At 58.7% G+C, this 14,620-nt stretch carries 14 protein-coding genes and 2 pseudogenes; 14 read left to right on the forward strand and 2 right to left on the reverse strand.

From position 1 onward, the window contains the following. The 14 genes and pseudogenes from BLT03_RS20560 to BLT03_RS24140 all read left to right on the forward strand — a co-directional run. On the forward strand, positions 1 to 1,323 hold a 1,323-nt coding region (locus BLT03_RS20560), incomplete at its 5' end, for a type VI secretion system Vgr family protein (RefSeq protein WP_139160463.1). 37 nt (positions 1,324 to 1,360) lie between these two features. After that, positions 1,361 to 1,828, forward strand: a complete 468-nt coding sequence (locus BLT03_RS20565; RefSeq protein ID WP_092745642.1) for a DUF1795 domain-containing protein — start codon at positions 1,361 to 1,363, stop codon at positions 1,826 to 1,828. Positions 1,829 to 1,914: 86 nt separating this feature from the next. Next, on the forward strand, positions 1,915 to 6,750 hold the full coding sequence (locus BLT03_RS20570; RefSeq protein ID WP_092745643.1) for an RHS repeat-associated core domain-containing protein: 4,836 nt from the start codon (positions 1,915 to 1,917) through the stop codon (positions 6,748 to 6,750). Further along, entirely contained in the window at positions 6,701 to 7,204 is a 504-nt protein-coding gene (locus BLT03_RS24115; protein ID WP_139160464.1) for a hypothetical protein, read from the forward strand. Before BLT03_RS20570 ends, BLT03_RS24115 begins: the two co-directional genes overlap by 50 nt. A 231-nt stretch (positions 7,205 to 7,435) precedes the next feature. Continuing rightward, positions 7,436 to 7,605, forward strand: a pseudogene (locus BLT03_RS24925) (RHS repeat-associated core domain-containing protein); the annotation flags it as partial. A gap of 165 nt (positions 7,606 to 7,770) precedes the next feature. Beyond that, positions 7,771 to 7,953 (forward strand): HNH/endonuclease VII fold putative polymorphic toxin, encoded by a 183-nt coding sequence (locus tag BLT03_RS25125; RefSeq protein WP_353615286.1) that lies wholly within the window; start codon positions 7,771 to 7,773, stop codon positions 7,951 to 7,953. Beyond that, positions 7,947 to 8,360, forward strand: coding sequence for an Imm50 family immunity protein (locus BLT03_RS20585; protein ID WP_092745646.1), 414 nt, complete (start codon positions 7,947 to 7,949; stop codon positions 8,358 to 8,360). The genes BLT03_RS25125 and BLT03_RS20585 overlap by 7 nt, the downstream gene beginning before the upstream one ends. Positions 8,361 to 8,631: 271 nt before the next feature. After that, positions 8,632 to 8,723 (forward strand): annotated as a pseudogene (locus BLT03_RS25175) (RHS repeat-associated core domain-containing protein); the annotation flags it as partial. 185 nt (positions 8,724 to 8,908) lie between these two features. Beyond that, positions 8,909 to 9,274, forward strand: a complete 366-nt coding sequence (locus BLT03_RS24125; RefSeq protein WP_139160465.1) for a hypothetical protein — start codon at positions 8,909 to 8,911, stop codon at positions 9,272 to 9,274. A gap of 208 nt (positions 9,275 to 9,482) precedes the next feature. Further along, a complete protein-coding gene (locus tag BLT03_RS20590; RefSeq protein WP_245711489.1) occupies positions 9,483 to 9,566 on the forward strand; it encodes an RHS repeat-associated core domain-containing protein in 84 nt (27 codons plus the stop codon). A 369-nt stretch (positions 9,567 to 9,935) separates the two neighbouring features. Further along, the gene (locus tag BLT03_RS24130; RefSeq protein WP_139160466.1) at positions 9,936 to 10,397 is read left to right on the forward strand and encodes a hypothetical protein; all 462 of its coding nucleotides are present in this window, start codon (positions 9,936 to 9,938) and stop codon (positions 10,395 to 10,397) included. Positions 10,398 to 10,464: 67 nt separating this feature from the next. Beyond that, positions 10,465 to 10,737, forward strand: coding sequence for a DUF7710 domain-containing protein (locus BLT03_RS25165; protein ID WP_434802422.1), 273 nt, complete (start codon positions 10,465 to 10,467; stop codon positions 10,735 to 10,737). Between the two features lie 131 nt (positions 10,738 to 10,868). After that, on the forward strand, positions 10,869 to 11,288 hold the full coding sequence (locus BLT03_RS24135; RefSeq protein WP_139160467.1) for a hypothetical protein: 420 nt from the start codon (positions 10,869 to 10,871) through the stop codon (positions 11,286 to 11,288). A gap of 68 nt (positions 11,289 to 11,356) precedes the next feature. Then, positions 11,357 to 11,674: a hypothetical protein gene (locus tag BLT03_RS24140; RefSeq protein WP_139160468.1), complete on the forward strand. Its 318-nt coding sequence runs from the start codon at positions 11,357 to 11,359 to the stop codon at positions 11,672 to 11,674. Between the two features lie 370 nt (positions 11,675 to 12,044). Here BLT03_RS24140 and BLT03_RS20600 read toward each other — a convergent pair whose 3' ends face one another. Together BLT03_RS20600 and flgL are read right to left on the reverse strand one after the other, a co-directional pair. Further along, positions 12,045 to 13,301 carry an HDOD domain-containing protein gene (locus BLT03_RS20600; protein ID WP_092745649.1) on the reverse strand — a complete coding sequence of 419 codons (1,257 nt, stop codon included), beginning with the start codon at positions 13,299 to 13,301 and terminating at the stop codon, positions 12,045 to 12,047. Positions 13,302 to 13,332: 31 nt separating this feature from the next. Further along, entirely contained in the window at positions 13,333 to 14,619 is a 1,287-nt protein-coding gene (flgL, locus tag BLT03_RS20605) for a flagellar hook-associated protein FlgL (RefSeq protein WP_092745650.1), read from the reverse strand. Position 14,620 lies beyond the last annotated feature (1 nt).

The following is a 14,620-nucleotide window of genomic DNA, read 5'->3' on the forward strand; positions in this document are numbered from 1 at the left end:
GAGAACTCCAGCTGCTGGGTGCGCGTGTCCCACCCCTGGGCGGGCCTGAACTACGGCAGCATCCACATCCCGCGCATCGGCCAGGAAGTGATCGTGGACTTCCTGAACGGCGATCCGGACTACCCCATCATCACCGGGCGCGTCTACAACGGCATCCAGATGCCGCCCTGGAAGCTGCCGGACAACAAGACGCAGTCGGGCACGCTCACCAACTGGAGCAAGGGCGGCGGCGGGGCGAGCATGCTGCGCTTCGAGGACAAGAAGGGCATCGAGCACCTGGAGCTGTCCAACACCTACGGCAACACGTACCTGAACATGGGCTACCTGATGCACCAGGGCAGCGGCTCGCAGCGCGGGTACGGGTTTGAACTGCGCACGGACCTGTGGGGCTCGATCCGGGCGGACAAGGGTCTGCTGATCACCACTTACCCGCAGGACTTCACCTCCAAGGTGGCGAGCAACAATCCGGATGGGTTCGATCAGCTGGGGGATGGGCTGGCGGGGACTGCGGCGTTGATGAAAGACGCCGGTAGCGCCGTGAAAGCCATGGACTCGGCCATCGGCGCCATCAACGGCCTCAAGACCTCGCACATGATGGCGCTGGGCGCGGGCGTCGCCTCCATGGTCGGCGGACAGGCCGGAGCGTCCTCGCTGGCCAAGGCGGCAGCCGCTGTCGCGGCCTTTGCCGACGCGGGTGGCGATGGCGGTGGCGGGCCGGAAGTCAGCATGCCGACCAATACCGACCCCGCCATGCCCCAGGCCCAGGCGCTGCGCGAACTGTCCAAGGACATCACGAAACCCATCGTGTCCATCGTCAGCCCCGAAGGGCATTCGATGATCAGCCCCAAGCCCATCGTGATCAGTTCCGGGCAAAGCGCGTCGATGCATGCCACGCAGCACATCACGGTGTCCAGCGGCGCCCAGCTCACCCAATTGGCCAAGGGCGGCATGCTCACCCACGTGTCCCAGGGCGGGCAGCGCAACACGGTGACCCAGGGCGACGTCGCGTCCGAGGCGCAGGCCGGGCACATGAACCTCACGGCCAACCAGAACATCACCATGGCGTCCAAAACGCTCGATGCGAGCGTGCTGGGCCATGAGAACGTCAACATCAAGGCCACGGAGGATTCGGTGCTGGTCGATGCCGGGCAGCACATCCGCCTGGAGGCCGCCGACAGCATCACCCTCGTGTGCGGCAAGGGCAAGGCGTACATCAAGCTCACGAAGGACGGCGACATCGAAATCGTTGGCGTCCGCAAGGGCCTGCTGCGCTTCACGGACAGCCTCGACGAGTTCGGCAAGCCCATCAACATGAACTGCTGACCGCCGGATCACCACCGGCGGCAGCAAGGAACCACCCATGCAGTACCACATCCAGGAGGCGGCGCTCGAGCTGCCGTCCGAAGGTTTCATCGACCGCAGCGTCAACGTGTTCATCTTCGGAGACCCGGCGCTTCCATTCAACGTGGTCATCACGCGCGACTACTTCGACGAAGGCAGCGGCATCGAAGCACTGCTGCAAGAGCAGCTGCGATCGCTGTCCACCGTGGGCAAGAGCTACAAGCAGATCGATGTGAGCAAGACACGCCTGCCGCTGCACGGGCCTGCCGGCGCGCAGCTGGTGAACGACACCGACGCTCCCAACGCCGTGGGCGCGTATGTCTCGTACAGCAAGCAGGGCCACACGATTCACCAGCGCATCGTTCTGATCGAGTTGCCCGAGCGCAAGGCGCTGGTGCTCACCGGCACCCATGCCGCGCCCTGGAAGCCGCACCATGAAGCGCAGTGGGCGTCCATCCTGCAAAGCGTGCGCGCTCGGCCCCAGTAGCCACGCGCCCGGTTTGACGCCCTCATCGCCCCAGACAGCACGGCCTTTTCATCCCGCCCCACCGGCGCACACCCCGTCCGCGTTCCATGCCCAAAGCCGCCCGCCTGCACGATCCCATTGCCCACACCTACGCCCGGGAGGGCCACGCGGCGGGATCTGCCGCGGCCGTGGCGATCGAGTTCGGGGCTGCGGTGGCCATTGGCGCTGCGGTGGGCACCATCGCCTGCCCCGGCCTTGGGACCTTGGCGGGCTTTCTGATCGGCGCGGCCGTGTTCGTGGGCACGCTGGTGGTGAGCCACATGTTCAGCCTGGTGGGGGATTTCTATCAATCCTTCGGGGAGGCGCTGGGGCGAAGTTTCAGCTCCGACTGCGGGGAGCTCACCGCCACCGGATCGACCACCGTCTTCGTCAACAAGCTGCCGGCCATCCGGGCCGGGCTGGACGTGGCCATGTGCGACAAGCACAGCATGCCGCCCAGCCTCGTCAACTTCGGCAGCGAGAACATCTTCATCGACACCTTCCGCGCCGGCCGCGAGGGCGACTACGTGGACTGCGAGGCCAAGATCAGCAAGGGCTCGGAGGACGTCTTCTTCGGTGGCGAGTCGGTGCCGGTCGCCAATTTCCGCGCGCAGGAAGTGCCGGACTCCGACCGCGAACTGGCCTCCAAGGCCCGCTTCTGGGCCGGCATCCTGGGCGGTGCCGCCGGTGCCCTGAAAGCCGGGATCAAGTGCTTCGGCATCGCCGTGGGCATGGGAGTCGTCGGTGCCAAGGTGATGGGTGAAGTCATGCCTTCGTTCGATGGCGGGCAGAGCGCTGCGAAAAACGCAGGCAATAGCGCAGGAACGGCCCTCGGCAACCTGCTGCAGGGCAAACCGGTGCACGCCGTGACCGGTGCCAAGGTGCTGCTGGGAGACGACGACACCGACTTCGCGTTGAGCGGCGCATTGCCCATCGTGTGGCAGCGCACCTATGCCTCCAACGATGCGCGCACGGGGGTGCTGGGAACGGGCTGGAGCCTTCCATTCAGCGTCGAACTGGTCTTCGAGGGCGGCAAGGCCCACTACATCGACGAGCAGGGGCGCGACATTCCGTTTGAAGACCTGCCGCCGGGCGGGCAGATGTTCAGCGTGCCCGAGGGCCTGCAACTGAGCCGCAGCGAAGGCGGCGTGTACTACATCGGCATGCCTTCGGTGGGCTGGGTGTACACCTTCGGGCCCCGCCAGAGCCAGATGGAGGGCGAACGCCTGTCCTTGCTGCAGTGGGCGGACCTGAACCACAACACCATCGACTACCACCGCGATGCCGGTGGCCTGGTACGACACATCACCGACACCAGCGGCCATCGCCTGGCCCTGCACTACACCGAAAGCGCAGTGGCCGGGAGCGGACCGCGCCTGTTGCGCATCGACCTCACCGCGGGAGGAATGCCCGGCCCGCTGGTCGAATACCGCTATAGCTCAGACGGCGATCTGGTCCAGGTCACCGACCGCGCTGGCCGCACCGTGCGCCGCTTCGAGTGGGTGCAGCACACGATGGTGGCCCAAACCTTCGAAAGCGGGCTGGTCGCCCATTACCACTGGGACCAGGCCGGGCCAGGGGGCCGCGTCCTGCGCCACTGGCTGGACGATGCGGGCGGCGGCCTGCCCGCCACCGCCTGGACTTTCGAATACGACCTGCCCGGCGAAGCGCAGGGCGACCGCCGCACACGGGTGACCGACCACCTTGGGCGCGTACAGCTGTTCGACTATGACGCGGACCAGAACGTCACCCGCTACGAAGACCCGCTGGGCCACGTTCAGCGCATGGAATGGAACGGCCAATGGCAGTTGCTGGCCTGGACGCGCGCCGACGGCGGCCGCTTCACCTTCGACTACGACCGCCTGGGCAACCTCGTGCACGCCACCGACCCGCTGGGCCAGAGCGCCCGCATCGACTGGCACGAGCGCCTGCAGCGCGTGCGCGCCACGACGGCGGTGGACGGCTCGCGCTGGCACTACGAATACGACGATCGCGGCAACTGCACCGAAGTGCTGGGCCCGCCGCTGGAGCCGCAAGAGGATGACGCTCCGTCCAGCCCGGTCCGCTACCGCGAAGCCACGGTGTACGACGCACGGGGCCTGCCCGTCCTGACGACCGATGCCAATGGCGGTCGCCAGCAATGGCAATGGACGCCCGAAGCCCTGCTGGCCAGCCACACCGACTGCTCCGGCAAGGCCACCCGCTTCGAGTACGACGCCAATGGCCATCTGCGCGCACGCACCGATGCGCTGGGCCAGACCACCCAATACATCCACGACCCGCTGGGCCGCTTGCTGAGCGTGCAGCGCCCCGACGGCAGCGTGCAGAACTACACGTACGACGCCGCCGGGCGGCTCGTCTCCACCAGCGACTCCAGCCAGCGGGCCACCCGCTATCAGTACAACCTGCACGGCCAGTTGCTGACCCTGCAGGCGCCCAACGGCCGCGCCGTCCACCTGGGCTACGACGCGGCGCACCGCCTCTCCACGCTGGTGAACGAGAACCACGCCAGCTACCACTTCGCCTACGACCATGCCGACCGCCTGGTGGAAGAGCGCCGGCCCGACAGCAGCCGGCACACCCTCGAATACGACCCCGCCGGCCGCGTCGTGGCCCTGGTGGAGCACCCCGGAGAAGACGACGTCCGGTTGCAAGCCATTGCAGGGCACGTGCCGGCCTCGCCCATCCGCACCCTCTATCGGCGCGATCCGTTGGGACGCCTGCAAGAAAAGCAGATTCTTCCCTCTGCGGGCGATGAATCGCCGGGCGGCGCCCTGCTGCAGCGCTTTGCCTATGACCCGCTGCACCGGCTGACGCGCGCGCAGATGCTGGACGCCAGCACACAGGCCCCGGTGCACACCGTGGAATATGCGTACAGCGCCCTGGGCGATGTGGTGAAAGAAACCGCCACCGATGCCACCACCGGCGAACGCACCGAGCTGCACCATGCCCACGATGCCCTGGGCAACCGCACGGCGGCCGGGTTGCCCGATGGGCGCACGCTGCACCACCTCTACTACGGCAGCGGCCACCTGCACCAGATCCACCTGGACGGCGTGGTCGTGGCCGACATCGAGCGCGACGACCTGCACCGCGAGGTGCTGCGCACCCAGGGCCGGCTGGCCAGCCGCTACGCCTACGACGCGCTGGGGCGGCGCAGCGCGCAGTGGACCCAATCGGCAGCCCTGCGCGTCAACGGCCATTGGGCCCCTGGCTCTGCTACCGCTCACGGCGCAGCCTGGGCCCAGCGCCTGCAGCGCCCTGCCGCCACCGACAGCCTGCTCAAGCAATGGGAATACGACAGCGCGGGTGAGCTGGCGCGTGCGCGGCACAGCCGCCACGGCGAAACCGAATACCGCTACGACCCGGTCGGGCGACTGCTATCGACCGTGCACGCCGGCCTGCCATCGGCGCTGATCGGCTCTGGCCCCGGTGCTGCCGGCGATAGCGCCGCGGCCGTGCTCAACGAAGTCTTTCACTACGACCCGGCCGGCAACCGCGTCATCGACCGGGAACGCGCCACGGACAGCGCCGGCCGCGGCTGGGTGCGCAACAACCGTGTGAAGGTGCTGGAAGACAAACGCTTCGACTACGACGGTTTCGGCCGGCTGGTGAGAAAGCGCATCGGCGCGCACACCGAGCAGCACTTTCGCTACGACGCCCAGCACCGCATGACCCAGGCGGCCGTGGTGCGCGCAGGCAAGAACGGCGAGCCGGTGAGCCAGGTCTTCCGCTACCGCTACGACGCCCTGGGCCGGCGCATCGCCAAGGCCGACGCCTTCGGCGAAACCACATTCGTGTGGGAAGGCCTGCGCCTGCTGCAAGAGCGCCGCGGCGGGCAATGCAGCAGCTACATCTACGAGCCAGGCAGCTACACGCCCCTGGCACGCATCGATGGTCACGGAGCCCTGGAGCCGGAGCACCCGGCAGCGGCGCTGGCCCTGGGCGATGTGGACACTGTGCGTGGCAAGGAGAACTCGGTGCCGACGACCAACGGCGACTGGGCGGATGCGCACCATGCGGTGTCAGGTCCGGTGGGCGGGCTGGCGCGCAAGCTCGCGGCCATGAACGAGGCCCATGCCGGGCAATCGGCAACGACGGCAGAAATCCCACCGGCCACGCGTGAAGAAGTGACCGGTGCGGCAGCGGCGCCCGGCGCCCGCATCTACTACTTTCACACCCAGGCCAATGGGCTCCCGGAAGAGATGTCGGATCGAAACGGCAATCTGGTCTGGCGTGCGCAATATCGCGCCTGGGGCAGTGCGGTGGCCGAAGAGTGGCAGGCGTTCGATGCCGTGGGCCGCCCGGTTGGTGCGCCGGTTGCCGAAAGCTGGACGCGGGCAAGTCAACAGACAGCGGCGGCGCCGCAGAACTTGAGGATGCAAGGCCAGTATCTGGACCGGGAAACGGGGCTGCACTACAACACGTTCCGGTATTACGACCCGGATTTGGGTGCGTTTACAACGCCTGATCCGATTGGGTTAGCGGGGGGCATCAACTTGCATGGGTATGCGCCGAACCCTGTTGTATGGGTAGATCCGTGGGGATGGATCAAATGCGGACTAACTGGCGATGAAGTGGGAAATGCCACGAACCTGCCAGTAGTTCGCCCTGGTAGCCCCCAGTGGAAAAAGGCCGTTGAATCAATTAAATCTGGTGGGAAGTCAAATTTTCGAACAGCAAATAAGGCTGATGCGGAGAGTTTGCTGAAAGCTGCTAAAGGTAATATTGAAAATAAACCTACCTATACAGATACTCCCTACAAAAAGGGATATGAGCACCATCCCAATGAGTCTCACACAGCGAACGCGCCAGAGAATAATATTCCACACATTAAGTGGAAAGATTGGGAAAGTGGAAAGGCTTCTGGAGGTGCCGGTCACGTATTTTATGAAGGTGATTAAAGTGGCCTTTACATTCGATGAAAAAATATTCCCAGATGCTTGGCGTATAAACTCCCAAGACTGCAAAATTTCAGACGATGAAAAAAGGAGCATCGTATTTTTTCACCCAGATCAAAGTCTTGAGTTATGGAAAAATCATGTCTCGAGTAAATCTCTTCATTTAATGAAAATTTTGGCAGATGATATTCAAGTCTCTAGCAAGTTAAAGTTGGATTTTTCGCTGGAGGATGAGGGCCGAAATTTTTTTTTAAAGGAATTGAAACGCTACAGTCTGGTGGTTTTCTTCTGGGGCGCTCGTAGCGCCTGCCTAGTCCGGAAAAATATATTGGTCAATCATTGGACTGATTTTTTTTATCCATCCGATGAAAGTTCGGTGATATTCATACCCAATAGCGGTAAAAAAATATTTTCATATGAAGAGGTTTTTTTTGTTGGGAGAATAAAAAATGTGTAAGCATAACATATACATCAATTGAATATTGTTAATTCGGAGGGGCAGTAATGATTTATCGCGTGTGTAAGCCATTGCATGAATTAGCTTAGCGTGTGCAATACTGGGCTGGGCAGTTCGCTGGCCGAAGAGTGGCAAGCACTCGACGCCGGGAGTCGCTCGGTGGGGCCGCCGGTTGCCGATAGCTGGGGCAGTGGCGAGTCAAAAGACGGCAGCGGCACCTCAGAGTTTGAGGTGCAGGGTCAGTATCTGGACCGGGAAACGGGGCTGCACTACAACACGTTCCGGTATTACGACCCTGATCTGGGGGCGTTTACGACGCCTGATCCGATTGGGTTGGCGGGGGGGCAAATTTACACAGTTACGCCCCCAGTCCTATTACTTGGATAGACCCATGGGGATGGTGTGCCCAAAATGCGCAAGGGACTTCTCGTGGGCGAAATGCCGCGCTTAATGAGGCAAAGCGTGACTTGGGTATTCCACGCTCACAGCATCCAGATGCCGTTACCAAAGTTCCCATGACAGATCGAAACGGGAAAACTATTTTGGGAGCTGATGGAAAACCATTGATGACTCGCGAGTACATATATACGCGTCCGGATGGGACCAAGGTGGTTATCCAAGATCACTCGGCAGGGCATCAGTTTGGTCAAGGGGGCGTTGGTGATCAAGGGCCGCATTTTAATGTTAGGCCTCCAGAGAAAACTCGGACTGGTTCGGTTCCAGGAACTAAGGATCATTATTCATGGTAGAGGTTGCTAAAAATTGGTTGGAGATACTCACGGACGGGTCCGCTGCTGTAAAAGCTATTTATGGCGATCTGGTTCCCAAGTTGAACAATCTAGAATTTCACGAGTTGATTGTCCATCAAGATGGCCCACGAGTTTCTTTGCGATTTGATCTGGCTGAATTTCCAAGCCAACCTCCAAAAAAATGGCTAATCGCAGGTGCTAATAAAGTCCAGATTAGTTTAATGCTGGTATCTGTTTGTGATTTAAAGATATGTGGGATTAAAACGGATGCAAAAATAGATTTGAACATTGAAAGGCGGGGTGGGTGCATAAATGCGTGGGGAGGATGCGACGGCTTTGATTTTTCTCTGCAGGCTGAGTTTTTAATGCTGAATTCAATAAGCGCGTATAGGGATGATATTATGTGAGATCGATTGGATGTTGTTAGGCATTCACAATCCGTATCAGCGGAAGAAGCCGAATCAGCCACTTGGGAAGTGGGCGATGGCGCATCTATTACTTTTAAAATCAAGCCAATTAGCTTCGGGAAAAATTTCGAATCGAATAGGCAATCCCGTCTAGTGTGCTCAATGTAGGACTTGGGGGCGCGGTGGCCTAAGAGTGGCAGGCGCCCAACGCCGTGTCCACCGGTCGGGGTGCGGCTCCCGAAAGCTGGGGCAGGAGAGTCTGCAAACGGCGACCGCGCCACAAAACTTGAGGATGCAAGGGCAGTATCTGGACCGGGAAACGGGCTGCACTACAACACGTTACGGTTCTACGATCCGGACCTGTGGGGCGCTTACCATGCCTGATCTGATCTGATCTGATTGGGTTGGGTTGGGTTGGGTTGGGTTGGGTGGAGCAATCTGCACAGTTATGCGCCGAATGTGGGCCTGCAACTGAGAAAAATGGCAGTGACCAATGGGTTGATGCATAAGGGCGGTTCGCGAAATCATCACCTAAACCCAATTCCCGAATGAAAAGTATTCCTGATTTCATGCTGAGGGCCATAAAAAATGAACCCGATTATTCAAAATCCTTCTTCTGTAAAATATCGGCACTCGCGCAAAGCGTCAGGGAATTAACCTATCTTGAAGTAACTCACTGTGAAAGCATGGATTACTGTCCAGCGCAATACATAGAAATTTATTTAAATGGCCAGATAGACCATCCGTCAAAGATAAATTATATTTTCGAGATGAAATTTTACATTTCATCGAAAGCCAATCTATTCTTTGTATATATAAATGACAAAAAAGAAAGGATAAAAAATAACATCGGGAAGAGTCATCCCATTTCAATTGATCTTCTGCCGGAAAAAAACTCAGAACTTAATTTCTAAAATAAAATATTTTCTTATTGAAAACGGCTACCAAGAGGTGCTTTATGAATTTTACGACCAAGAAGCTGCCGGCTATTTAACGCAGATGGATGGTTTGCCTGCAAATATATTTGAAGCATTTTTTGCTGAAATAGTATGAGGCGGGAGTCTCTAAAAATACAGCCTCAGTTGTTCGATTGCGGGGCAATATCTGGACCGGGAAACGGGAGTGCACAACAACACGTTCCGGTATCACGACCCGGACCTGGGGGCGTTTACGACGCCTGATGCGATTGGGTTGGCGGGGGCGTAAATCTTCACGAATACACGGCTAATCCATTCAATTGGTGGACCCTCGGGATGGGCTCCTTGCCCGTCACATATTTCTCAATAGAAACAAGCTGGTCATGTGCCGGGCTAATCGCAGCAGATGAATCGTGCGAAAGTAAATAAACCAACTTCCGTCTTTGTCAATTGGATTGATGCTGTGAAATAAACAGACAAGGCTTGGGCTAAGGGAACCCCAGCGCCCGGCCGTCCAAGTGTCAAATATTATGATTTTCAGCGTCCTGATGGATTTGGCCCTAACGGTGGAACCCAGTTAAAAGTTCGAGTTAATCAAGACGCGAGCGGTAAAATTCACGGCCATCCAGTTGGTCCTGAAACACCATAAGGCATTTTCATGGATATTGCGAAAATAAAAGTAGATATAGGTGTTAATTATATTAACCCAAGAGTGCCTGAATATAAGGTTGTGAACGACTTGCTTGAGTCAAATATTTACCAGGATGTTTGGTTAGCCCTCCAAGTCTTCGGGCAAGTATTTGATTTTACTGACGCGAATGATGACGTTGCTTTTTTTTGGCTAGTAAACTCGATTGAGTGCAAAGGAGGTTTTTCTGTTCAACTTTCCGCAGTCGGAAGGTACGCTGTTATTGTCGATTTGGAGAAATCGGCTAAGAGCGCTGCTACAGGGTCGCAAATTTTGAGTTTATTGGAATCTTTTGGTTTTTATATTTTTGATCACAGCGAGCTTTTCACTCCTGTTTTTAGAGAATTCTCACAGCAAACGGTATACCAGTGGCTTTTTTCTGAAGTCAGTCGGCCTCCGCCTCAAGTTATTTCAAAACAAAAATATGATTAAATTTTTGGAGCGTAAATGGATTTAGGTGGGCGTTGATATTTAATTCATTGGCAATTTTGGGGGTGTGGTGAGTAAGTTTGTATGGATTTTTGTATCCGCCTCAGGTAGGTTTCCCAGTGCGGTTTATTCAGATCGCGAAAGCGCATGCAGATGGATCGCTGATATGAAGTTAACGGGAGTTTTAACGAAATACCCCATTGATATTTCTGTTTACGACTGGGCGATAGAAAAAGGAATTTTTGAACCGAAGAAGGAAGAGCATTTTTCTGCACGTTTTATAGGTAATTTTACGTCTGCCGGCATGGAGCATTTTCATTTTGAAGACGGTGTTGTGGGCTGAATATTTGGTTTTGAATATTCGTCGAAATGCTTAATCATGCATTGCCGTGTTGAGATTAATGACTGCAAGAAGGGTTCTAATCTCGGAAGCGCTGGAATTATGTTTTGAGAGCTCTCTGCATAGGATGGGATGTGAAAATAAATAGAAAAGCTGAGGAAATAATTTCCACGTGCGCTGACTTAGGCATTGATGCGAAAGCGATTGATGCCTCTTCCTTTGAAATTGTAAAGCAGGTTATTTTTGCGAAATTTCGCCCCGAGAAGACTTCTAATCATTATTCGATCGGAGGCGATTCTGACGTCTTAATCGCGGAAGATCATGAATTCTCTTTCTCTAATAGCTTCCCATCAATCGAGGGCTTCATATTTTTCGGAGAGGATAACTATGAAGGTGCAATTTTCTTGAAAGATATAAGCTTGCTGTCTTTTGTAATGAATAATTGTTATGGGATGGAGTATTTTGTATCGGATGAAAATGCAACTTTTTTAGTTTCTGTGAATTGGTATGTTATAAATTTGCAGGGAGAGGCAAAAAATTGGGTTTTGAAATAAAAATTGTTGGTGGCTAATATTTTGCGAGTGACCGGCTTGAAAAAAGCGGTTCGACAGAAAGACTTGCCATGGCTTACTTTATAAAGAAAAATTGTCCATATTGCGCAGAAGAAGGTAACTTGTTTGTCTGGCGGTGTGCAGATGGCAAAACACTTGCTCTGTCTTGTGATGAATGTAGTGCCCTGTGGCCTGAATTTAAAAAAATAGAAATTGGATGCGAGCTCTCCGATATTGATTTGATTAATAATTTGCTGCCCGGAGATGGTGTGGCAATATATGGAGGTGCGGCAGGATGGGCTGTGATGTCAGATATGGCTGAACACGGATTTTCCGATCAAGTGGCCGGGGAAGGGGATTGGGTGGAGATAAAAAATAATGTGAACTAGGCTGGAGGAGTCGAGGATTAAATGCACAAATAATCCCGACATTGCCCCATATGGGCAGCCGCTGGCGATACGGACGTAGCTGACGCAGAGAGCGGTTTTTGGAAGTGGGCGGCGCGTAAAGTGAGTATTCGGCCGTAGCTGATGGCCCGGCGGCAGCCCCTCAAACCACTGTCAGGTATGCATCTTCTGCTACTTAAAAGCTTTGCAAGTGGGTTGTAGGGGGAGATTCGGACGCGGAATCTCGATGGCATTGCAGCTAGGGCAAACGAGCACCACGCGGTGCCAACGGAACAATTGCTGTCCCGCCATCGCTTTTCTGATCACGGGGCCTAACGCCATGCCCCGGGCTACTGCCGAACGCTTGGCGCCCTCAGCCCCCGCGCTTCACATCCAGATCCGCCAGCACCCGCAGCAACCCCCGATTCACCTCTTCCAGGTCCATCTCATGCGTTTCGCACAACTGGCGGATCGCCGCGGCGTTGTCCGTTTCCAGCGCACACGCCATCTCCAGGCTGGCCGCATACGGCCCGGTGTGCAGCACGGTGGCGTCGTAGATGCGTTCGGACAGGGGCAGGCGGCGCAGGATGGCGCCGAGGGGTTCGCCCAGCAGGTCGTCCATCTGCGAGAGCAGGCCGCACAGATAGATTTCGCGGCGCAGGTCGTTTTCCACGCCGGCGTCGAGCAGGCGCTCGGTCAGGCGGGCGCGCAGCACCATGGATTCGCGGATGGGCTGCAGGTTGGGGTCGGTGCTGGCGTGGGGCAGCTGGTCCGAGAGCCAGCGCTTGAGCGAGCCGTAGCCCATCATCACCAGCCCACGCCGCAGCGAATCCACGCCGGTGCGCAGGCCGAGCGCGGCGGAGTTGGTGTAGACCATGAAGCGGTAGGCGAGCAACGGGTCTTCGCCCAGGATCTGCTCGAAGGCTTCCAGCGATTGCTCGGCGTCGATGGCCTTCATCAGCTTGAGCACGGTTTCGTGGCCGGGCTGCGGTGGCTGGTGGCGCTGTTCATACAGCACGTCTTCCGACGGCCAGCCGGCGAGGGCCAGGGCCTTGTGCCGGTCCAGGCAATGCGCCATGAGGGCGCGGCTGGCGACGTTTTCGTACATCTGCCCGGCCAGCACGGGGCTGGGCTGCGTCTGGGCTTGGGCTGGGGCGGGTTGGGCTGCGGCCGATCCGGCGCGCGGAGCGGCAGCGCCGGTCTTGAGCGCGGCCATGGCGTCGGCGGCGCTCAGGGTGAGCAGGCTGTTGTCGAAGCAGCCTGCGATGCCGGGTTCGGGCAGGCGATGCAGTTCGCCGCGCCACACGAGCTTCAGGCCACGCTGGTGGGCGGCCTGCACCTGGGCGAGCACAGCGGCATCGTCCAGCCATTCGCTGCGCACTTCGATCCAGGGGGAGCCGCGCGGGGCTTGCGCCAGCAGGTCGTTGAGCAGTTGCGGCGTTTGCGGGGAAAGCAGCAGCGGTGGCGAACTGGCGCTCCACAGTTCCTGCAAGGTGCGCAGCAGATGGGGGGCGTCCACCACGGCGGCGCCGTCGCTTTGCACGTAAAGCTGCACGGCGGCGAGGCGCCGTGACTGGTTCCAAAGGGGGCGGTAACCGAGGAGGAGGCTGCCAAGAACGGATTGGACCATGGGATGCGGGGGCGGCCGTTACCGCGCGGGCTCAGCCGATGTAGTTGAAGAGGGACAGCTTTTGCACTTGGGCATAGGACTTCAGTGCCGCTTCGTACCCGACCTGGTTGTTCTGGAAGTCGGAAATGCCCTTGATCATATCGAGATCCTCCGCGCGGGAACGGTCGGCTTCCAGCTGCACGGCGCGTTTGTCCTGGTCGCCCGTGATGCGGTCGGCGCGGTTGAGCAGTTCGCCCGCGTAGCCGCGCATGTTGTGCATGCGCTCCATGCCGATGTCGATGTTGTTCAGGGCCTGGCCCACGGCCTGCGATGCGGCACCGCTGGTGGTGGCGCCGCCGATGTCGCGAATGGCGCTGTCCAGCGTGCTGAAGATGCTGGCACTGGGCTTGAGCGAAATGCTGTCGCCGTTGGCGGGCGACAAGCTGAAGGTGCCGTCGACCTTCTTCACGGGCGTGCCGGTGATGTTGAAGCTCATGCCCGGAATGCCGGTCACGCCGATGCTCACCGGTTTGTCCGACGGAAAGTCGGGCACCGTGACAGGCGCGGAAGACACGCCCGTGGTGGTGTTGGTGATGGTGTAGGTGGCCGTGGTGGTGCCGGCCGTGGCGCCAGGCCCGACGCCGCTGAAGACGATCTGGTAGTTGTTGCCGGTGATCAGGCTGGTGTCGGTGGGCTTGATACCGTCGGTGGTCAGCAGATGGTCGGTCGAACTGGTGGTGACGGCCGCGTTGTAGGCACCGTCGCGCTGCGGCACGAACATGAAGGCCGACTCGCCGTCCAGCGACAGCGGCAGCGAGTTGTCGGTGCCCGAGCCCTGGCCGGGCTGGCCGGAGAAGGTGTAGTCGGGGCTGCCCGACTGCGGGCCGAGGAAGGGCGTGAGTGCGCTGCCCAGGGCGCCCAGCAGCGGCATGCCGTTGCTGTCCTTGCGGTTGACCATGGCGGATAGCTGCTCGCGCAGGCCCTGCAACTGGTTGGCGATGGTCTTGCGGTCGTTGGGGGTGAGCGACCCGTTGCCGGCGCTCACGATGAGCTGGCGGGCTTCCTGCACCAGGTCCACGGCCTCGCCCATGGTCGATTCGGCCTGGGCGATGGAGTTGCGCTGGTTCTCCAGCGCGCGCTGGTCGGTCTGCACGCGCGACAGCCGCGTCATGGCGCGCTCGGCCTGCGCGGCGGCCACCGGATCGTCGCTGGCGCGCACCACGCGTTTGCCGGAGGTGAGGTTTTCCTGCAGGTTGGACAGCGCCGTCTGCCGAGTGCCCAGATTGCGCAGGGCGTTGTCGTACATGTTGGCGGTGGAGGTGCGGTAGAAGTTGGCCATG

The organism is Paracidovorax valerianellae, from assembly GCF_900102625.1.
Lineage (GTDB): Bacteria > Pseudomonadota > Gammaproteobacteria > Burkholderiales > Burkholderiaceae_C > Paracidovorax > Paracidovorax valerianellae.